Genomic DNA, 21,448 nt, shown 5'->3' on the forward strand with positions numbered 1-21,448 from the left:
TTTTATGACAGAGAAGGATAATAAGCCATTAGAGCAAGAAACAGAATCAATTTTAGAGTTTGAAGATGCTAAAGAGATGACGATTGGGCAAGCCAATCGAAAGGCAGAAGAAATCGAAGCAGGTGTAACGGAAGGTGATAATGTCTTAGACAAATACATCAAACAACACCGAGCTGAAATTGAAGCTGAAAAATACGATACAAAAATTTTGGCCAAAGAAGAATTGGCTAAAGCTGAAGAGTTGGTAGCTACAGAAACAGTTGCTGAAGTAGCTGAAGCAGTGGAGGCACCGGAAGTAACGGAAACGGTCTTGGAACAAAGACCTGAAATGGATGCTATCTCAACAGAATTACCTGCTAAGATTAAATTTGGACCCACACCAACTGAACCAGTTGTAGAAGCAGAGGACCTTCCTGAGGAAACACCAAGCAATGCGGGTAAACGAATCAAAGCGGTTCTATACTCTGCATTAGGTCTTGCGATTGTCGGTTCGGCCATTTTTGTGACCTATAACTGGATGCACAGTCGTGGAAAATCTGGTGGTACAACTGTTGTATCTTCTTCATCTAGCAAGTCATCTTCTACTTCTAAATCAAGTAGCAGTGAAACACAAGCTCAAAAATTGGAAGAGTTTACCAAAGCCTACGATGCCTTTTTTGTAGATGAATCAAAAAGTGCTCTTAAAAATGATAAATTCGGAGACTTGGAAAATCTGAAGAAACTGCTGGACAAATTAGAAGGAAGCAGTGATTATAATGCGGCTAAAACAAAATATGAAGACCTTGTGAAGCAAGTTTCTGCCATTCAAAAAGTGAATTCTCAATTTAGTTCTCCAGTCATCAAAGATGGAGTTCTTGATGCAACTGCCAAAGCGAAAAGTGATGCGACCTTTGCAGAAACAAAGACAGGCAATGAAAAATTAGATAGCTTATTGAATGAGGCGGTTGTGCAAGGACGTTCACAACAAGTTGCGACACCGGCACCAGTGACAGGAACAGGTGGTACAGATACCTCTAACGCAGCCCCAGCCCCAGCTCAGGCAGCAACGCCTACGGCCCCAGCTGTCAATGCTGCTACAGGTGGTGCAGTAACGGCAAGTCCAGGTTATTCAGGTTTCGGTCTTCCAAGCGATGGTGTCCCACTTCAGCGGAATCTGAGCCGTGTGCCGTATAACCAAGCGGCTATCAATGATGTCAATAACCCGGCCTGGGTGTTTGGGGATGGTATCCTTGAAAAAGTATTGAACATTGCTCGTAAACGTGGACATATCACTGGCAATCAATACATTTTAGAGCGTGTTAATATCATTAATGGGAATGGCTATTACAACCTTTTTAAACCAGATGGAACCTATCTCTTTAGTATCAATGCCAAGACTGGTTATTTCGTAGGGAACGGAAAAGGTCATTCAGATGCTCTGGATTATTAATGCCTGAGCAAGCATACCATTTCTGGGAAAAATGACAAGAAAAAAGGATGAACCACAGGTTCATCCTTTTTTGAGTCTTAAACAACATGACGTTCAAATGGATCGTCCGAAATTCCTTGATCTAGAATCAGGCGACACCATTCTTTGGCTGAGAAGAGACTGTGATCCTTGTAATTTCCACAAGACTCAATGGTTGTGCCTGGGACATCCTCCCAAGTGCTGACAGATGCAATTTCTTCTAAAGATTCTTTAATCACTTTAGCAATTTCCGTACTTGAATGCTGTCCCCACATGATCATATGAAAACCGGTGCGACATCCAAATGGGGAACAGTCAATCATACCATCGATGCGTTTGCGAATGAGCATCGCAAGAAGATGCTCGATTGTGTGGAGCCCTGCCGTTGGAATCGCATTTTCATTCGGCTGCACTAGGCGAATATCAAAGTTAGAGATGATATCTCCTTTTGGTCCAGTTTCCTCACCAATCAAGCGTACATAAGGAGCCTTCACGGCTGTGTGGTCCAATTCAAAACTTTCAACAATTACTTCTTTTGTCATACTCAAATCCTTCTTTGTTTTTCTTGATTATAGCATAAAAAGCAGATTCAACAAAGTGGAAATAGATGAATTTCTCGCAGGTGTTCCATGAAAGAAACGTGGATAAAAGAATAAGGGTTAAGCAAAAATATAAAAGGTTTTTCCTGTTTTTTTAGATTGTTAATTTTAGTAATTTATGGTAAAATGTAAAAGAATTTTTAATTCAACTAATTAAATAGATTTGGGGTAAAAGCATGAATTTTGTAATTACAACAGGTGTTTTTGCCGCGGTCATTGGTTTAGTCATTGGATATGTGGGAACTGCTCTTAAAATGAAAGCTTCAAAAGAAGCTGCGGAACTCACCCTTTTAAATGCTGAACAAGAAGCAACGAATTTACGTGGACAGGCAGAACGTGAAGCCGATTTGATTTTAAAAGAGGCGAAGCATGAGTCAAGTTCACTTAAAAAAGAAGCACTTTTGGAGGCAAAGGAAGAAGCCAGAAAATATCGTGAAGAGGTCGATGCTGAGTTTAAGTCAGAACGACAAGAATTGAAGCAATTAGAAAGCCGTTTGGCAGAACGTGCTAGCAATCTTGATCGCAAAGACGACATTTTAACAAGCAAAGAACAGTCTCTTGAACACAAAGAGCAAAGTCTTACAGATAGAACTAAACACATTGATACGCGTGAACAACAGCTGGAAGAGCTTGAACACAAGAAAGTAGAAGAACTGGAACGTGTCGCTGCTCTAAGTCAAGGAGAAGCGCGTGACATTATTTTGAATCAGACGGAAGATCAACTTTCAAAAGAAATTGCTTCACGAATTCGTGAAGCAGAACTGGAAGTGAAAGAACGTTCTGATAAAATTGCAAAAGACATTCTCGTGCAAGCCATGCAGCGAATGGCTGGTGATTTTGTTGCTGAGCAAACAAACTCAACGGTTCATTTGCCAGATGATAGTATGAAAGGGCGCATCATCGGTCGTGAAGGGCGCAATATTCGTACCTTTGAGAGCTTAACAGGTGTCGATGTGATTATCGATGATACGCCAGAGGTGGTGACCTTGTCAGGGTTTGATCCGATTCGTCGTGAAATTGCCCGTATGACAATGGAGAGCCTTCTCAAAGATGGTCGCATCCATCCAGCCCGCATCGAAGAGCTGGTTGAGAAGAACCGTCAGGAAATTGACAATCGTATTCGTGAATACGGTGAGGCCGCTGCTTATGAAATCGGGGCGCCAAACCTCCATCCAGATTTGATGAAAATCATGGGACGGTTGCAATTCCGTACATCTTATGGTCAAAACGTTTTGCGTCACTCCATTGAAGTTGCCAAACTTTCTGGTATTATTGCCAGTGAGTTGGGTGAAAATGCTACTTTGGCACGACGTGCAGGGTTCTTGCATGATATCGGTAAAGCGATTGACCGTGAAGTGGAAGGAAGTCACGTTGAGATTGGGACAGAATTGGCACGTAAGTATAAAGAACACCCAGTGGTTGTCAATACTATTGCCAGTCACCATGGAGATGTGGAACCTGAAAGTGTTATCGCAGTCATTGTCGCTGCAGCTGATGCCTTGAGTGCGGCTCGACCTGGAGCACGAAGTGAGTCACTTGAAAGTTACATCAAACGTTTGCAAGATCTTGAAGAAATTGCAAACAGCTTTGAAGGAGTTAAGACAAGTTTCGCCCTTCAAGCAGGACGTGAAATCCGTATTATGGTTAGCCCTGAGGCAATCAAGGATGATAAAGTGACGATCTTAGCTCATGATATTCGTGAGAAGATCGAATCTAATCTTGAATATCCTGGAAACATTAAGGTTACCGTTATTCGAGAATTGCGTGCAGTAGATTACGCAAAATAAACGAAAAGCTTGAGATCTAGCATCTCAAGCTTTTTGAATGAAAAAAATCAGTTGAAAATTAGGCCGATTTTTGTTACACTAGATAGAAAGACATTGAAGGAGAAATCATGGCGGATCGTGGCTTATTAATTGTATTTTCTGGCCCTTCAGGGGTTGGAAAAGGAACGGTCAGACGAGAAATTTTTGAAAACTCGGACAATCAGTTTCAGTATTCTGTATCGATGACGACGCGTGCACAACGTCCAGGTGAAGTGGATGGTGTCGATTATTTTTTCCGTACACGTGAAGAATTTGAAGATTTGATCCGTCAAGGGCAAATGTTAGAGTATGCTGAGTACGTTGGAAATTACTATGGGACTCCTTTAACTTATGTGAATGAAACCTTGGACAAAGGAATCGATGTATTCCTTGAAATTGAAGTTCAAGGTGCGCTCCAAGTAAAGAAAAAAGTGCCAGATGCAGTTTTTATCTTCTTAACCCCGCCTGATTTGGATGAATTACAAGATCGATTAGTGGGACGCGGAACAGATAGCGCAGAAGTCATTGCGCAACGGATTGAAAAAGCAAAAGAAGAAATCGCCATGATGCGTGAATATGATTACGCAATTGTGAATGATGAAGTTCCTCTTGCTGCTGAACGTGTCAAACGTGTGATCGAAGCAGAACATTTCCGTGTAGACCGTGTCATTGGCCATTATCTGGATATGTTACCAAAAACACAAACTATTGTGAAGAGATAAATAATTAGAAATTAGGTATAGGAATATGATGTTAAAACCTTCTATTGATACATTGCTTGACAAAGTACCATCAAAATATTCATTGGTCATTCTTGAGGCAAAACGGGCCCACGAATTGGAAAGTGGCGCAGTGCCAACTCAAGAATTCCAATCAGTTAAATCAACATTACAAGCGCTTGAAGAAATCGAGTCAGGAAACGTAGTTGTTCACCCGGATCCAGAAGCAAAACGTGAAGCGCTTCGTCGTCGGATTGAAGCAGAGCGAATCCGCAAAGAAGAAGAAGAGCGTAAAATTAAGGAACAAATTGCCAAAGAAAAAGAAGATGGTGAAAAAATTTAAGGTTGGGGGCTTCTCAATCTTATTTTTTGCTATTTAAAGGGTTCCGTGATAAAGTAAAGCTCATATGATAGAGGCTGGAGGTGAAAAAGTGATAGCAAAAGTCATCGTAGATGTTCCATTGATGCAGACGGATAAACCCTATTCCTATCAGATTCCATCAGAATTTGAAGATATGGTTGAGGCGGGAATGCGAGTGCATGTCCCCTTTGGTAAAGGGAATCGCCTCATTCAAGGGATTGTGGTAGACGTTGTAGAAGAGGCGGATACAAGCGAGGAATTGAAGGCGATTGGAGAGGTATTAGACTACACTCCTGTCTTAAATCAAGAGCAGTTCTGGTTGGCAGATCAATTGCGAAAAAGTGTCTTTTCCTACAAAATAACGATTTTAAAAGCCATGCTTCCCTCACTTCTTAATTCCAGTTATGACAAGATTTTGTATCCTCAACCATCTTTGGATCCAACTCTCAAAAAGAAACTTTTTGGTGAAAAAAATGAAGTTTCTTTTTCTTCTCTAGATGCGGCCGATCAAGCCCAAGTGATGCGGTTGGTCAAAAAAGGTGATTTGGTACTTGAATACAAGGCCAAGGATAAGAAACAAATTAAAACAGAAAAATGGTATCGCGTTAACCAGGAACGATTAAAAGAACTGCAACCGACTGCGAGAGCTAAAAAAAGACTAGCATTGAAAGAACGCCTGTTGCTAGAGCAAGAGGAGCAACCTTTAGCAGGATTGTATCAGGATTTTTCACGAGAAGTAGTGGCCTATTTTATTGATCAGGATGTATTAGAAATTACCGAACGAGAAGTGAATCGGGCAGCATCTTACTATGAAGGAAAAAAACAAACCCGAGCTTTAGTCTTAAATCCAGAACAATCAAAGGCTGTAAAAACAGTTGTTTCTAAACTTGGGAAAGAATCAAAGCCCTTCTTATTAGAAGGAGTGACTGGAAGCGGGAAGACGGAAGTTTATCTGCAGATTATTCAAGAAGTTCTAAATAAGGGAAAAACAGCTATTATGTTAGTTCCTGAGATTTCTCTGACACCACAGATGACAGACCGTTTTATTTCCCGTTTTGGTCAGGAAGTGGCCATTCTGCACTCAGGTTTATCAAATGGTGAAAAGTACGATCAATGGCGGAAGGTAGAACGTGGAGAGGCCAAGGTAGTGGTTGGAGCGCGCTCAGCAATCTTTGCACCTTTGAAGAATATAGGTGCCATCATCATTGATGAGGAACATGAGGCTTCTTACAAACAAGATAGTAACCCGCGCTACCATGCGCGGGAAGTCGCAGTCTTAAGGACTCAGTACAATCAAGCAGTCTTGCTTCTTGGATCTGCCACACCAAGTCTAGAATCACGGGCTCGTGCAACAAAAGGGGTTTATGAATTAATTCGTCTAACCCAGCGGGCCAATCCGGCAGCAAAAATTCCAGAAGTTAAAGTCGTTGATTTCCGTGATTATATTGGCCAAAATGAAGCTGGAAACTTCACTCCTGTCTTAGTGGAAGCTATTTCTGATCGCTTGCAGAAAAAAGAGCAGGTTGTCTTGATGTTGAACCGACGTGGCTATTCCAGCTTTGTCATGTGTCGCGAGTGTGGGACAGTGGATACGTGTCCAAATTGTGACATCTCTTTGACCCTCCATATGGACACAAAAACGATGAATTGCCATTACTGTGGTTATAGTAAGGCAATTCCTCGACACTGTCCAAATTGTCAAAGTCCTTCCATTCGTTATTACGGGACAGGAACGCAAAAAGCTTATAATGAGTTACAAGAGGTCTTTCCTGAGGCTAAAATTTTGCGCATGGATGTGGATACCACCCGAAAAAAAGGGAGCCACGCAGCGATATTAGATGCATTTGGGAATGGTGAAGCGGATATTTTGTTAGGAACGCAAATGATTGCGAAAGGTCTAGATTTTCCCAATGTGACGTTAGTGGGTGTCTTGAATGCGGATACTTCTTTAAATTTACCGGATTATCGATCCTCAGAGAGAACCTTTCAACTCTTGACTCAGGTGGCAGGAAGGGCTGGACGAGCAGAGAAAGAAGGAGAGGTTATCATCCAGAGCTACAACCCCAATCATTATGCGATTCGATTTGCCAAAGACCAAGATTATGAAGGTTTTTTTGCCTATGAAATGCAGATTCGTCGGCAGCTGGGCTATACGCCTTATTACTTCACAGTTGGGTTGAACCTATCGCATAAGAGTGAGGAAGTTGTGATGAAGAAGTCACATCAGGTCATGGAAATTCTCCATTCTGGCTTATCCGATCAGGTCCAAATTTTAGGACCAACTCCTAAACCAATAGCGCGTACACATAATTTGTATCATTATCAAATCATTGTGAAGTATCGTTTTGAAGAAGGAATTACACAGGTATTGAATCAAATTTTGGAATTTACGCAAGAAAAAGGCAACCAAGATTTACGAGTTAGTATTGATAATGAACCTCAAAGTTTTATGTAAGGAAGAAAAATGACAAAATTAATTTTTATGGGAACGCCTGATTTTTCAGCGACCGTTTTAAAGGGATTGTTAGCAGATTCTCGTTATGAAATTCTGGCAGTAGTGACCCAACCAGACCGCAAAGTAGGTCGTAAAAAAGAAATTCGAATGACTCCAGTGAAGCAAGTAGCTTTGGAGCACCAATTACCAGTTCTGCAACCTGAGAAATTATCAGGTAGTCCAGAAATGGAAACTCTCCTATCCTTGAATGCGGATGGAATTGTGACTGCTGCTTTTGGCCAATTTTTACCGACAAAATTACTAGAAAACTTTCAGTTCGCTGTGAATGTCCACGCTTCTTTGTTGCCTAAATATAGAGGTGGTGCGCCGATTCATTATGCTTTGATCAATGGCGATGAAGAAGCTGGGGTTACAATTATGGAAATGGTCAAAGAAATGGATGCTGGAGACATGATTGCAGCTCGTTCTCTACCAATTTTAGATGAGGACAATGTGGGAACCTTGTTTGAAAAATTGGCTGTCCTTGGACGGGATCTACTCCTAGATACTTTGCCGGATTACCTAGCAGGGGAGATCCAGCCAAGGCCACAAGATCCTAGTTTGGTCACATTTTCACCAAATATTTTGCCGGAAGAAGAAGTTTTGGAGTGGACCAAAACCAACCGCCAAGTCTTTAACCAGATCCGAGGGATGAATCCTTGGCCTGTCGCTCATACCTTGTTAAATGATCAACGCTTTAAAGTTTATGAAGCAGAGCTATGCGAAGGCAATGGAAATCCAGGAGAAGTGATTGGTTTGAGCAAAAAAGAGTTGGTAGTAGCAGCAGGTGAAGGCGCGCTATCTCTCAAAGTTGTGCAGCCTGCAGGAAAACCAAAAATGTCCATTACAGACTTTTTGAATGGTGCGGGCCGTCAATTGAAAGTAGGAGATCGCTTTGGAAGGTAAACAAATGAATGCGCGTGAACAGATCCTTGGAGTTTTAGAAGAGGTTTTTGAACATGGAGCCTATTCTAATATTGCCTTAAATCAAGCACTAGAAAATTCTCAACTTTCAGATAAAGATAGAAGTTTTGTTACGGAAGTTGTATATGGTACCGTAGCGCGGAAGATAACACTTGAGTGGTATCTCGCCCACATGATTGAGGACCGGACGAAATTAGATCCTTGGCTCTATTATCTTTTGATGATGAGTTTGTATCAGTTGGTCTACTTGGATCGCATTCCTGACCATGCCATCGTCAATGAAGCTGTCCGGATAGCAAAAGGTCGAAAAGAAGGCAGTGAGAAGTTTGTCAATGCTATTCTTAGAAAGCTCCTTCGCGAGGGACTACCAGCTATTGATACGATTAAGCGAAAGAACAAACGTTATTCAGTGGAGTATTCTCTACCTGTATGGTTGGTCAAAGCATTGATCGAAGAATATGGTGAAGGACGTTCTTGCGCTATTTTTAAGAGTCTCTATCAGCGTAATAAATCAAGTATTCGTGTGATTGATCTTGACGAAAAAGAAGAGTTGGCTCAGACACTAGAAGCAAAATCTTCTCTACTTGCCCCGTCTGCCCTCGTGAAAGATCAGGGACATTTTGCAGCGCTCACTTTGTTTAAAGAAGGACGCATTGCCATTCAAGACGAGTCCAGTCAATTGGTGGCGCCAGCTTTGGATTTGCAAGGGGATGAGTGGGTTTTAGATGCCTGTGCAGCGCCAGGTGGAAAGACGACTCACATCGCTTCTTATCTCACGACTGGGAAGGTCACAGCCCTGGATCTCTATGACCATAAACTCAAATTGATTCAAGAAAATGCTAATCGGCTCCATGTTGCGGACAAAATTTTGACAAAGAAGTTAGATGCGACAAAAGTCTATGAAACATTTGGACCAGATGCTTTCGATAAAATTTTGGTGGATGCACCTTGTTCGGGGATTGGTCTGATACGGAGAAAGCCTGATATCAAGTACAATAAAGAGGGTGCAGATTTTATATCTTTACAAGCTATTCAATTGGCGATTCTGGATAGTGTTTGTCAAAGTGTGCGTAAAGGTGGTATAATAGTGTACAGTACGTGTACAATTATGGGGAAAGAAAATTTTGAAGTGGTGGACCAATTTTTGAAACACCATCCAAATTTCAAACAAGTTCCATTGGATCACGAAAGAAAAGATATTCTCAAGAATGATTGTATCCTTATTACACCCGAATTATACGGAAGCGACGGCTTCTTTATCAGTCGTTTTAAGAGAATGTCATAATATCAGGAGGAAACTGACAGTATGGATATTACGATCTTAACCGATGTAGGTCAAAGACGGACAAATAACCAAGACTATGCAAATCAATATAAAAACAAGGCAGGAAAATCTATGGTATTTCTTGCTGATGGTATGGGGGGGCACCGTGCCGGAAATATTGCTAGTGAAATGGCAGTCACAGACCTAGGTGCAGCCTGGGTTTCTTCTGAGATCGAGACGGTTAATCAAGTACGTGAATGGTTTGCAGAACATTTAGAAGCTGTGAACCGTCGGATTCATTTAGCTGGGCAAGATGATGAGCACAAAGGAATGGGAACGACACTGGAAGCTTTGGCTTTTGTAGAAGGACAAGTGATTTATGCCCATGTTGGGGATTCGCGGATTGGTCTCATTCGCCACGGTGAATACCAGCAGTTGACCAGTGATCATTCTCTTGTAAATGCTCTTTTACGAGCAGGTCAAATTACAGAAGAAGAAGCAGCCCATCATCCTCAGCGGAACATCATCACTCAGTCCATTGGTCAAAAAGATGAGTTGGCGCCTGATTATGGTTTGGTGACTGTTGAAGCAGATGATTATATTTTGATCAATAGTGATGGTTTAACGAATATGATTGGCCCAGATGAAATCAGAGACATTGTCTTGAGTGATGTTTCGCTTGAAGAGAAGGCTCAAGCCTTGATTCGTTTTGCCAATAATGCTGGAGGCTTGGATAATATCACCGTTGTACTGCTCCACTTTACAGAGGAGGATGCAGCATGATTCAAATCGGCAAAATTTTTGCCGGGCGATATAAAATCATCCAACAAATTGGGCGCGGCGGGATGGCAGATGTTTATCTTGCGCGTGATTTGATTTTAGATGGGGAAGAAGTTGCAGTTAAGGTACTGCGTACGAATTACCAGACGGATCCCATTGCAGTTGCTCGTTTTCAGCGTGAAGCAAAAGCGATGGCAGAACTGGACCATCCAAATATCGTTCGGATTACAGACATTGGCGAAGAAGAAGGGCAACAATACCTTGCAATGGAATATGTTGCAGGTTTAGACTTAAAACGCTATATCAAAGAAAATGCACCTTTATCAAATGAAGAAGCTGTTCGTTTAATGGGGCAAATTCTTCTCGCTATGCGTCTTGCCCATACGCGTGGCATTATCCATAGAGATTTAAAACCACAGAATGTCCTCTTGACACCAGATGGAACAGCGAAAGTTTCAGACTTTGGGATTGCAGTGGCCTTTGCAGAGACTAGCTTGACCCAGACCAACTCGATGTTGGGGTCGGTTCATTATTTGTCCCCTGAGCAGGCGCGTGGATCAAAAGCAACGGTTCAAAGTGACATCTACGCTATGGGGATCATTTTCTATGAGATGTTAACCGGGCACATTCCTTATGATGGGGACAGTGCAGTCACAATTGCTTTGCAGCATTTTCAAAAGCCTCTCCCATCTATTCGTGAGGAAAATAAGAATGTTCCACAAGCTCTAGAAAATGTAGTGATCAAAGCGACAGCTAAAAAACTGACGGATCGCTATAAGTCAGTGGCAGAGATGTATGTGGATCTTTCAAGTTGTTTGTCCTATGAGAGAAGAAATGAGAAAAAACTGATTTTTGAAGACCAAGCGAAAGCTGATACAAAAACTCTTCCAAAAGTGAGTCCAACTCCAAAGACGGCTCCTGTTCCAATCTCTGAGGTACGCAATGAAATCAGTTCGGTAGATCCTAATCGACCATTATCTAACCAACAGACAATGGCCCCAAGCAAAAAGCCAAGAAGACGCTTACGGGCGCGCTACAAGGTCTTGTTTGTTGCCATTGCCCTAGTTCTTGCAGCCTTTACCTTCTTGTTGTATATGAGCCCGGCCAATAAAACCGTTCCAGATGTTTCCGGCAAAACCATTGCCGAAGCTAGAGCCGTTATTGAGGGACAAGACCTTCAAGTTGGTGAAGAGAAAGAAGAGTACAGTGATTCGGTTGCAGAAGGTTATGTCATTCGAACCAATCCCAATGCAGGGGCTCAAAAGAAAGAACAAAGTCGAATTGATTTGATCGTTTCAAAAGGACCAAACAGCTTTGAAATGCCAAATTACGTAGGTGAAACACGGGCAGCAGCTGAAGAGGATCTGAAAAACACTTATAAAGTATCGAGCAAAATGATCACGATTGAAGAAGTTGAGACCTTTGATGATCCTGCAGGGACAGTTCTTGAACAAACCCCAGCTCCAGGAGAGCAATATTCTTTGAGTTCAAAGACCAAGATTGTTTTAAAAGTAGCAAAAGAAACAACTTCAATTGAAATGCCAAACTATGTTGGATCAACCTATGATTTTGCTAGAAGTAATTTAATTGAAATCTATGGTATTAAAGAAGCCAATATCGAATTAAGAAAAACGGAACATCTCCCTGATGGGGTAGTTGTTTCTGCAGGTCAAATTGTCAGTCAAACTCCAGAAGTTTCGAGTACGGTGGACATTAACCGAACACGAATTGTCTTGACGGTATATGAGCCTAAAGTGACGGCTTCTTCAAGTACGAAAGCCTCATCCAGTTCAGAAACATCTAGTTCTTCTTCTACGGAACGATCAGATACAGAAAGTTCCAGCAGTAGTGCAACTGGTGGAGATTAATAAATTAGTCTAAGACTCAGATGGATTTCTGGGTCTTTTTGATTGTATGCGATTATCCAACCACAGACGGAAGTCAAATGAGGAAAAATTTGATAAAATAGGAAAAGATGAGGTAGACTATGTGGAAAATACAAATTTTTATTTTCGTTGAAGCCATTTTGTTAACATTAGCAGCAATCACCATTTTATCAATCGATTTTTCCAGATTTGTTGTCTTGATGGTCCTCTTTTTGCTCCTTCTGTATTACTATTTTGGCAAACAAAAAGCGAATTTTCTATTAATCGCACTGAGTGTGCTTCTATTTTTTATCGTGATGCTGAATCCTTTTGTGATTGCAGCCATTTTATTTGCTGTGGTTTATGGTTTATTGATCGCTTACCCTTATATGTATAAGGAAAATGAAGCAGTTGTGTTTGATGTTGAAGAGGATACGAAAATTCGTCAGGAAAAAACTCGATGGATTGGTGATTTACAACATTTTTCAAAGCAAAGTCGAGGGTATCGAGATCTGAATGTGATCCGAGTTTTTGGGAATGACACCCTCCATTTAGAGGAGGTAGCCATTTGCAATTGGGACAATGTAGTGATCATTCGGAAAGGGTTTGGAAATACAAAAATTATCTTACCGATTGATTTGGAATTGCATTTACAAATTAACACCTTGTATGGAGATCTGAAGTTTTTGGATCTTCCTGTCCGTAAAATGAGGAATGAAACCATAGATATTGAAACGGCACATTATCGGAGATCGCATCGTTCTATAAAAATTGTGTTAGTTGGTATTGTTGGGGATGTTGAGGTGATTCGCGCATGAAGAAATTAGACTATCTCCTATTGTATTTCTATTCCCTAATGGTGATTGCGGTCATTTGTCATACCATTTTCCATTTTGTTGGTTTTCAGTGGGGCAAACTTCTCTCAGATCTTTCCTTGCTTCAATCATTCCTATTTTTGGTTTTTAGTCTGACGCTTGCATTAACAGCTTTGGTTATCTTAATTATCAAAATCACGCAATTTGTAACGGTCCATGCAGTACAACAAAAGGTAGAATCTATCTTGACTGCTTCACAGCGAAAAGAAATTGCCCCTAAAGAATTGAATCAACAGTTAGATTTATTGGACAGCAAATTGCTTCGACTAGAAGAAAATTTACAAAAAAGTGAAAATCGTGTGATGCGAAATGAAGAAGAAATTGTGGAAATCGAGCGTAAGAGAATTGCGCGTGATCTACATGACACGGTTAGTCAAGAATTGTTTGCAGCCAATATGATTTTATCTGGAGTGGCAGCACAGGCCCTTGAGTTAGAGAAAAGTCAGATCCAGCAGCAACTAAATGGTGTGTCAGATATTCTAGGTACAGCCCAAAATGATTTACGCGTCTTGCTCCTACATCTTCGTCCTACAGAATTGGAAGGAAAAAGTTTGGTAGAAGGTATGGAGATGATTTTTAGAGAATTGAAGGAAAAGAGTGACCTAACCGTTGTCTTCCATCACAATGAAGTAAGCATTCCAAAAGATATGGAAGAACATCTGTTTCGGATCGTCCAAGAAATTGTCAGCAATACCTTAAAACACGCTAGAGCTCAACAAATGGATGTCTTTTTGCATCAGGAGGGGAAACAACTTCATTTACGGATGGTAGATGATGGAATCGGATTTGAGCAAGAAAAATTGGAACGATTGAGTTATGGATTGAAAAATATTCAAGAACGTGTAGAAGACATGGCGGGAACCATTAAAATAAGAACGAGTCCTCAAAAGGGAGTAGCTGTAGATATTCGCGTTCCCCTCCTTGTAAAAGATAAAAATGAAAAGGAAACTGTATGAAAGTATTATTAGTAGACGACCATGAAATGGTCCGGTTGGGATTAAAAAGCTTTTTGTCCATGCAAACCGATATTGAGCAAGTCTCAGAGGCACAAAATGGGCAAGAAGGCGTGGAGTTGGCGCTGAAAGAAAGACCAGACGTCATCATCATGGATATTGTGATGCCAGAGCTAAATGGAATCGATGCAACTCTAGCCATCCTAAAAGAGTGGCCGGAAGCTAAAATTGTCATTTTGACGTCTTATTTGGATAACGAAAAGATCTACCCGGTTTTAGATGCAGGTGCAAAAGGTTATATCTTAAAGACTTCGTCAGCAACTGAGATCTTACAGGCTGTAAGGAAGGTTGCAAAGGGAGAATTTGCGATCGAGACAGAAGTTAGTCAAAAAGTTGAGTCACGAAAGAACCATGCTGAATTGCATGATGATTTGACGGCTAGAGAACGAGATATTCTGGCTTTATTGACCAAAGGATATGAAAATCAACGCATAGCAGATGAACTCTTTATTTCTTTAAAAACGGTGAAAACCCACGTCTCCAATATTTTATCGAAACTAGAAGTTAGTGATCGGACACAAGCAGTCGTCTATGCCTTCCGACACCATCTGGTGAATCAGGAAGATTTTTAAGTTGAAACATGCTATAATAGAGCAAGGAAAATAGGGGGAGACAAGTGGACGCAAAATTACGTTATAAAGCAAAAAAAGTAAAAATCGTCTTTTTTGATATTGACGATACATTACGTGCAAAAAAAACTGGATTGATCCCAGAATCTGTAAAAGACGTCTTTCGTCAGTTGAAAGAAAAGGGAATTCGAACAGGGATTGCAACCGGTAGAGGGGTTTTTGGAGTTGTTCCTGAAATTATGGACTTAAAGCCTGATTTTCTAGTCACCTTAAACGGTGCCTATATTGAAGATACCAAAGGAACTGTGATCTACCAATCACCAATCAATGAAGCAATCGTTTCTTCTTTTGTGGATTGGGCCAAAGAATCCCAGATTGATTATGGGTTAGTGGCTAGTCATCAAGCTGCCCTGTCCAATCGTACACCTTTGATCAGTGATGCTATTGACATCATTTATCCCAACTTACCAGTAGATCCAGATCTGCATTTGAAAGAACCAATTTTCCAAATGTGGACCTTTGATGAAGATGATGGTGATTTAGAATTATCACCTTCCTTACAAGAGGAGTTACGTCTAGTTCCATGGCACCCACATTCATCTGATGTTGTTCGTTTTGATCGATCAAAGGCTTCTGGAGTCTCTCAACTTGTAAATCATTTGGGCTTGAAGCCAGAAAATGTTTTGGTATTTGGGGATGGCTTAAATGATCTTGAACTATTTGATTATGCTGGGATTAGTATCGCAATGGGAATATCTGCCCCAGAGTTACAAGAAAAAGCTGATTATATCACTAAGAATTTGGAAGAAGATGGCATATTCTATGCCTTAGAGGAGTTAAATATGGTTGAAAAAGAATTGACGTTACCGCAGTTGGAACTTGGTGTGGTTGAAGGTCCTATAGCTATGATCAAAACCAATCACGGTGAGATGAAAATTCAATTGTTCCCAGATCAAGCGCCAAAAACAGTTGCAAATTTTGTGGCTCTTGCTAAGTCTGGCTATTATGATGGTGTCATTTTCCATCGGATTATTAAAGATTTCATGATCCAAGGGGGAGATCCTACTGGTACAGGTATGGGTGGTGAATCCATCTATGGTGAGAGCTTTGAAGACGAATTTTCAAAAGAATTGTACAATATTCGCGGAGCCCTTTCAATGGCAAATGCTGGACCAAACACAAATGGCAGCCAATTCTTTATTGTACAAAATCAACATCTCCCATATTCGAAAAAGGAATTGGTCCGCGGTGGCTGGCCTGAAAAAATTGCCGAAATCTATACGACAGAAGGAGGAACTCCTCATCTAGATCAACGCCATACCGTATTTGGACAATTGATGGATGAAGCTTCATTTGTGGTATTGGATGAGATTGCGGCTGTTGAGACAGGTATGATGGATAAGCCAGTAGAAGATGTCGTGATTCAAACCATCGAAATTGAGGACTAAAATGAAAATTGGAGATAAGTTAGAAGGAACCATCACAGGCATTCAACCTTATGGAGCCTTTGTTGAACTAGAGTCGGGTGTCACAGGCTTGATTCATATCTCAGAGATTCGAAGTGGCTATGTAAGTAATATTCATGATATTCTTTCGATTGGAGAGAAAGTCTTTGTCCAAGTCATCGATGTTGATGAATATTCTAAGAAAGCCAGTCTCTCTTTGAGAACCTTAGAAGAAACACCGCAACGAAGTATTCGACACCATCGTTTTTCAAATGACCGCAACAAAAGTGGTTTTGCTCCCTTAGCTCAACAGATGCCAACCTGGGTCAAAGAAGGAAAAGCATTCTTTAGCAAACAAGAAAAAAAATAAAAACTTCGATAGGTTGATGAAACCTACCGAAGTTTTTTGGTATAGTGAGTTATTCAAATTCGTAAAGAGTAGTGGAAAGGTAACGTTCCCCATTATCTGGTGCAAGGGCAAGAACTTTTTTACCGCTACCTAATTCTTTTGCGACTTCAATAGCAGCATAGATAGCAGCTGCGCTTGAGATACCGACTAAGAATCCTTCAGTTCCACCGATAGCGCGTGCAAGTTCGAAAGCTTCTTCTGAAGATACACGACGAACACCATCATATGCATTAGTGTCTAAAGTGTTTGGAATAAAACCTGCTGAAATACCTTGGATTTTATGTGGACCAGGTTTTTCGCCAGAAAGGACCGCAGATTCATTGGCTTCAACGGCATAGACTTTGACAGCAGGATTGTTCTTTTTCAAAGTATGAGAAATACCAGAAACAGTACCACCAGTACCAACACCTGCGACAAAAGCATCTAAACCATCTTTTCCAAAGGCATCAACGATTTCTTGTCCTGTTGTTCTCTCGTGTACCTCTGGGTTAGCAGGGTTTTCAAATTGAAGAGGAAGGAAGCCATTTCTTTCTGCAGCGATTGCTTCAGCTTTAGCGATAGCACCTTTCATTCCTTCACTTCCAGGAGTCAAAACGAGTTCAGCTCCATAGGCTTGGATGATTTTACGACGTTCCACACTCATGGTTTCAGGCATGACGATCACAACTTTATAGCCTTTAGCGGCACCAACCCATGACAAACCAATCCCAGTATTTCCACTAGTTGCTTCGACAATGGTATCACCTGGTTTGATCAAGCCATCTGCTTCAGCTTTTTCAATCATGCTCAAAGCGATCCGGTCTTTAACCGATGATCCAGGGTTGAAGGCTTCGAGTTTTACATAGACATCTGCAGCTCCTTCAGGAACAAGACGGTTCAATTTGACAATCGGAGTGTTCCCAATCAATTCTGTAATATTTTCATAAATAGCCATAATATACCTCAGTTCTAGGTTTTCTTGATACTAACCAGTATAGTCCCTTGTGGGGAGAATGTAAAATATAGAAATTTTATGGGTGTGATAAAAAAAAACTATCGTTGCCGATAGCTTCTTTGATTATTTTTCTACAGAAAGTAGGGGTACTTCAATCTCGCGAATTCCTTGATCTTCTATAAGGACTTTCCCATTATAAAATTCGACTAAAGCTGCTGTGATAGAACTGGTGTCTTCTTTGTCTACAAAAATAGTTGTCGCCACCTGATCTGTAAACATCGGATCTTGTTCTACCAATTTGTTGTCTTTTAAGAAATTAGCAAATTCTTGGTATTGGGAATAAGAAAGTGTGATCCCAAGAACCACTTGCTCCTTGATTTCTACGAGTCCAATCTCTCGAACTGCTTGAGCCACACTTCCAGCGTATGCACGAATCAGACCGCCAGCGCCTAATTTAATGCCTCCAAAATAGCGGGTAACCACAACACAACTATTAGTGATGTGATGATTCTCTAAAACTCCCAACATCGGTACACCCGCTGTTCCACTAGGTTCACCATCGTCACTAGTCCGTTTAATATCGCTATGTTCTCCAATGATGAAAGCAGAACAGTTATGTGTGGCCTTGTAGTGTTCCTTCTTGATCGCGTTGATAAAATCTCTAGCTTCCTCTTCAGAAGAGACGCGTTTAACATGACAAATGAATTTCGATTTTTTGATTTCTTCTTGAACAGTGCCGTTCTCTTTAAATGTAATATATTCCATATTCTTATTTTACAAAAAAAGAATGATTTTCTCCAATTTTTGCGAATTGATAAGTATGAAGATAGAAGATACTTATGGAAGACTCTTAACAGAGAGCCAGATGACAAATGATCTGAAAGAAATTGCCCAAGAACTTCCAGCTATAGAAAAACAAAATGGAAGGTACCAATGCTTTCGATGTGGCAGTTTGATTGATCAAAAACTTTGGAAATTGAGTGAGGAGGTACTGTATTGTAGAGCCTGTATCCAATTGGGAAGGATCCGGAGTGATCAAAAACTTTATGCTATTGCACAGCAAAACTTTGAAGGACAAGAGTTGCTAAACTGGAAAGGAACCTTGACTTCCTATCAACAAGAGGTATCTGATGGTCTCATCCAAGCAGTTAAAGCAGGAAAACATGCCTTGGTACATGCTGTGACAGGCGCTGGGAAAACGGAAATGATGTACCAGGTTGTAGCAACAGCGATCAAGGCAGGAAAAGCAGTCTGTATTGCCACCCCAAGAATCGATGTCTGTATAGAATTGTACGGAAGGATGAAGAAAGATTTTTCCTGCCCCATCTCTTTGCTTCATGGAGAATCAGAGCCCTATTTTAGAACGCCTTTAGTGATCGCTACAACCCACCAATTGCTAAAGTTTTATCAGGCTTTTGATCTCCTTATTATAGATGAGGTAGATGCTTTTCCCTATGTGGATAATCCAATCTTATATAAAGCAGCTCAGAATGCAATAAAAAAAGAGGGGAATACCCTATATTTGACAGCAACCTCTACAGATGAGCTAGATAAAAAGGTTAAGAAAAAAGAAATCATTCGTTATAGTCTTCCAAGAAGATTTCATGGGAAGCCACTAGTGGTCCCTGAAATAAAATGGGTATCGAAAATGAGAGAAAAAATAGAAAAAGGAAGAATCCCTTACGAACTATTGCAACTGATCAAGAAACAAAGACAGACTCACTACCCATTGTTATTCTTCGTATCGGAAATAGAGTTAGGGCAACAATTCACTGAGAACTTAAAAAAATACTTTCCCAAAGAAACAGTAGGTTTTGTATCCTCTCAGACACAGGATCGCTTGAGAATTGTAGAAGAATTTAGAAATAAAGAAAAAACAATACTAGTCTCGACTACCATACTTGAAAGAGGAGTTACCTTTCCGCTTGTAGATGTTTTTGTTTTAGAAAGCAACCATCGCTTGTTTACGAAAAGTGCCCTTGTACAAATCTCAGGAAGAGTTGGACGTAGCAAAGAAAGACCAACAGGCCAATTGCTCTTTCTATCAGATGGAATAACAAAAGAAATGAAAAAAGCAATAAAGGAAATAAAACAAATGAATCAGGAGGCTGGGTTTTGAAAGAATGTCTGCTTTGTACTAAAGAGTTGAAAACTGGTGAACATTTCATAGATCTTATAATTATGAATCAACAAGAAGAATGGATTTGTAAAGAATGCAAAGAAGACTTCGAACAAATTGGCGAAATCCATTGTCCTAGATGCTTTAAAGATAAGGAGGAGAAAGTATGTAAAGATTGTGAGTTCTGGGAAGACAAAGGAAATACTGTTCAACATGAAGCTTTATATAGATATAATGGAGCAATGAAAGACTATTTCAAGCGATATAAATTTGAAGGAGATCGTTTATTAGGAATGGTATTTGCATGTGACATCAAAAAAGCCTTGAAAAAGTATAAAAGCTATACGATAATACCGACTCCAATCAGCCATGAAAAAAAGCAGGAGAGAGGATTCAATCAAGTCTCGACTATACTAGATTTTGCAGAGATAAAGTACAACAGTCTCTTCCAAAAAGAAGACACTTTAGCCCAATCAAAAAAAACAAGAGAAGAAAGATTAAAAACCTCTCAACACTTTCAATTAAAAGGAGAAGTTTCAGAAAAGCAGAAATATCTTATCTTCGATGATATCTACACAACAGGCAAAACAATCGAATTAATGAAGCGCCTACTAATTGAAAAAGGTGTGAAAGAAATAAAGACATTTTCAATCGCAAGGTAAAAAAAGATTTGCAAAAACTTTATGAAAGCGTTATAATATACATATAAATAAAAACATAATGTTTAGAAAGTAGGTACTAATATGATTAAATATAGTATCCGTGGTGAAAACCTAGAAGTAACAGAAGCCATTCGCGACTATGTCGTTTCTAAACTCGAAAAGATTGAAAAATATTTTCAGGCAGATCAAGAGCTAGACGCTCGAGTAAACTTAAAAGTTTACCGTGAAAAGACCGCAAAAGTAGAAGTAACCATTCCGCTTGGATCTATCACACTTCGTGCAGAAGATGTCTCTCAAGATATGTACGGTTCAATTGATCTAGTTGTAGATAAAATTGAACGTCAAATTCGTAAGAATAAAACAAAAATCGAAAAGAAAAATCGTATTAAATCTGGTGCAGGTAAATTGTTTACCGATGCAGTTGTAGAAGAAGCAGCAACCACAGAAAAAGTTGTTCGCTCAAAAACAATTGATCTAGAGCCAATGGATTTAGATGAAGCGATCCTTCAAATGGATCTATTAGCACACGACTTCTTCATTTATCGTGATGCAGAAGACAACACAACAAATGTGATCTACCGTAGAGAAGATGGAGACATCGGTCTATTGGAAGTAAAAGAATAGAGATCAAAAAGAGATTAAAATCATCAATTAAATTATAGAGGAATCAGGAGCATTTATGCTCCTGATTTTTTTATATAAACCAAAAAAGTAAAAAAACTTTCAAAAAAATAAATTTTTTTGGAAAAAAGTGTTGACAGTAAGGAGAGGTCGTGATATACTAATATAGTTGTCGCGCGAGAGCGACAAAGACCTTTGAAAACTGAACAAGACGAACCAATGTGCAGGGCGCTATAACGGAAGTTATAGTAACTGAACAATAAAAAAACAATAAATCTGTCAGTGACAGAATGAGTTTAAGACAAACAATTATTTTAATGAGAGTTTGATCCTGGCTCAGGATGAACGCTGGCGGCGTGCCTAATACATGCAAGTAGAACGCTGAAGCTTGGTGCTTGCACCGAGCGGATGAGTTGCGAACGGGTGAGTAACGCGTAGGTAACCTGCCTCTTAGCGGGGGATAACTATTGGAAACGATAGCTAATACCGCATAAAAGTCGACATCGCATGATGTTGACTTGAAAGGTGCAATTGCATCACTAA

At 40.2% G+C, this 21,448-nt stretch carries 20 protein-coding genes and 1 rRNA gene; 18 read left to right on the plus strand and 3 right to left on the minus strand.

Translation table 11 applies throughout. The features are described from left to right. The first annotated feature begins 4 nt into the window (after positions 1–4). Complete coding sequence (locus tag O3626_RS09170; RefSeq protein ID WP_371496512.1) at positions 5–1,429, plus strand: cell division site-positioning protein MapZ family protein; 1,425 nt, start codon at positions 5–7, stop codon at positions 1,427–1,429. 77 nt (positions 1,430–1,506) lie between these two features. On the opposite strand, the gene O3626_RS09175 is transcribed toward O3626_RS09170, so the two are convergent. After that, entirely contained in the window at positions 1,507–1,989 is a 483-nt protein-coding gene (locus tag O3626_RS09175) for an S-ribosylhomocysteine lyase (protein ID WP_021154551.1), read from the minus strand. A 233-nt stretch (positions 1,990–2,222) separates the two neighbouring features. Between O3626_RS09175 and O3626_RS09180 the strand changes: the two genes are divergently transcribed. The 13 genes from O3626_RS09180 to O3626_RS09240 all read left to right on the plus strand — a co-directional run bounded on the left by O3626_RS09180 (position 2,223) and on the right by O3626_RS09240 (position 16,530). Beyond that, complete coding sequence (locus tag O3626_RS09180; RefSeq protein WP_049496148.1) at positions 2,223–3,833, plus strand: ribonuclease Y; 1,611 nt, start codon at positions 2,223–2,225, stop codon at positions 3,831–3,833. 107 nt (positions 3,834–3,940) lie between these two features. Continuing rightward, positions 3,941–4,573 (plus strand): guanylate kinase, encoded by a 633-nt coding sequence (gene gmk, locus O3626_RS09185; RefSeq protein ID WP_003003905.1) that lies wholly within the window; start codon positions 3,941–3,943, stop codon positions 4,571–4,573. 25 nt (positions 4,574–4,598) lie between these two features. Beyond that, positions 4,599–4,913, plus strand: coding sequence for a DNA-directed RNA polymerase subunit omega (rpoZ, locus tag O3626_RS09190; protein WP_003010339.1), 315 nt, complete (start codon positions 4,599–4,601; stop codon positions 4,911–4,913). A 64-nt stretch (positions 4,914–4,977) separates the two neighbouring features. After that, complete coding sequence (locus O3626_RS09195) at positions 4,978–7,386, plus strand: primosomal protein N' (protein WP_371496515.1); 2,409 nt, start codon at positions 4,978–4,980, stop codon at positions 7,384–7,386. A gap of 9 nt (positions 7,387–7,395) precedes the next feature. Then, positions 7,396–8,331, plus strand: a complete 936-nt coding sequence (fmt, locus tag O3626_RS09200) for a methionyl-tRNA formyltransferase (protein WP_371496517.1) — start codon at positions 7,396–7,398, stop codon at positions 8,329–8,331. Then, positions 8,321–9,634, plus strand: a complete 1,314-nt coding sequence (gene rsmB / locus O3626_RS09205; protein WP_371496519.1) for a 16S rRNA (cytosine(967)-C(5))-methyltransferase RsmB — start codon at positions 8,321–8,323, stop codon at positions 9,632–9,634. The genes fmt and rsmB overlap by 11 nt, the downstream gene beginning before the upstream one ends. A 21-nt stretch (positions 9,635–9,655) precedes the next feature. Beyond that, positions 9,656–10,396 (plus strand): Stp1/IreP family PP2C-type Ser/Thr phosphatase, encoded by a 741-nt coding sequence (locus O3626_RS09210; protein WP_371496521.1) that lies wholly within the window; start codon positions 9,656–9,658, stop codon positions 10,394–10,396. Continuing rightward, positions 10,393–12,261, plus strand: coding sequence for a Stk1 family PASTA domain-containing Ser/Thr kinase (gene pknB / locus O3626_RS09215; RefSeq protein ID WP_371496523.1), 1,869 nt, complete (start codon positions 10,393–10,395; stop codon positions 12,259–12,261). The genes O3626_RS09210 and pknB overlap by 4 nt, the downstream gene beginning before the upstream one ends. Positions 12,262–12,380: 119 nt before the next feature. Then, complete coding sequence (liaF, locus tag O3626_RS09220; protein WP_156671998.1) at positions 12,381–13,076, plus strand: cell wall-active antibiotics response protein LiaF; 696 nt, start codon at positions 12,381–12,383, stop codon at positions 13,074–13,076. After that, positions 13,073–14,089, plus strand: coding sequence for a sensor histidine kinase (locus O3626_RS09225; protein ID WP_371496525.1), 1,017 nt, complete (start codon positions 13,073–13,075; stop codon positions 14,087–14,089). Before liaF ends, O3626_RS09225 begins: the two co-directional genes overlap by 4 nt. Further along, complete coding sequence (locus O3626_RS09230) at positions 14,086–14,718, plus strand: response regulator transcription factor (RefSeq protein ID WP_315376962.1); 633 nt, start codon at positions 14,086–14,088, stop codon at positions 14,716–14,718. Before O3626_RS09225 ends, O3626_RS09230 begins: the two co-directional genes overlap by 4 nt. Before the next feature lie 44 nt (positions 14,719–14,762). Next, a complete protein-coding gene (locus O3626_RS09235) occupies positions 14,763–16,163 on the plus strand; it encodes a bifunctional Cof-type HAD-IIB family hydrolase/peptidylprolyl isomerase (protein WP_371496526.1) in 1,401 nt (466 codons plus the stop codon). Position 16,164: 1 nt separating this feature from the next. Further along, positions 16,165–16,530 (plus strand): S1 RNA-binding domain-containing protein, encoded by a 366-nt coding sequence (locus tag O3626_RS09240; protein WP_049496180.1) that lies wholly within the window; start codon positions 16,165–16,167, stop codon positions 16,528–16,530. A gap of 49 nt (positions 16,531–16,579) precedes the next feature. On the opposite strand, the gene cysK is transcribed toward O3626_RS09240, so the two are convergent. Both cysK and O3626_RS09250 read right to left on the minus strand, forming a co-directional pair. Beyond that, entirely contained in the window at positions 16,580–17,503 is a 924-nt protein-coding gene (gene cysK / locus O3626_RS09245; protein ID WP_223141298.1) for a cysteine synthase A, read from the minus strand. Between the two features lie 123 nt (positions 17,504–17,626). After that, complete coding sequence (locus tag O3626_RS09250; RefSeq protein WP_371496529.1) at positions 17,627–18,268, minus strand: YigZ family protein; 642 nt, start codon at positions 18,266–18,268, stop codon at positions 17,627–17,629. Positions 18,269–18,323: 55 nt separating this feature from the next. On the opposite strand from O3626_RS09250, the gene O3626_RS09255 reads away from it, so the two are divergent. The 4 genes from O3626_RS09255 to O3626_RS09270 form a co-directional block, all read left to right on the plus strand. Continuing rightward, positions 18,324–19,622, plus strand: coding sequence for a DEAD/DEAH box helicase (locus O3626_RS09255; protein WP_371496533.1), 1,299 nt, complete (start codon positions 18,324–18,326; stop codon positions 19,620–19,622). Then, positions 19,619–20,284: a ComF family protein gene (locus tag O3626_RS09260; protein WP_371496531.1), complete on the plus strand. Its 666-nt coding sequence runs from the start codon at positions 19,619–19,621 to the stop codon at positions 20,282–20,284. Before O3626_RS09255 ends, O3626_RS09260 begins: the two co-directional genes overlap by 4 nt. An 81-nt stretch (positions 20,285–20,365) precedes the next feature. After that, on the plus strand, positions 20,366–20,908 hold the full coding sequence (hpf, locus tag O3626_RS09265) for a ribosome hibernation-promoting factor, HPF/YfiA family (protein WP_003010301.1): 543 nt from the start codon (positions 20,366–20,368) through the stop codon (positions 20,906–20,908). 310 nt (positions 20,909–21,218) lie between these two features. Beyond that, positions 21,219–21,448 (plus strand): 16S ribosomal RNA (locus tag O3626_RS09270); the annotation flags it as partial.

The sequence above is a fragment of the Streptococcus sp. 20925_1_77 genome, assembly GCF_041432125.1.
Lineage (GTDB): Bacteria > Bacillota > Bacilli > Lactobacillales > Streptococcaceae > Streptococcus.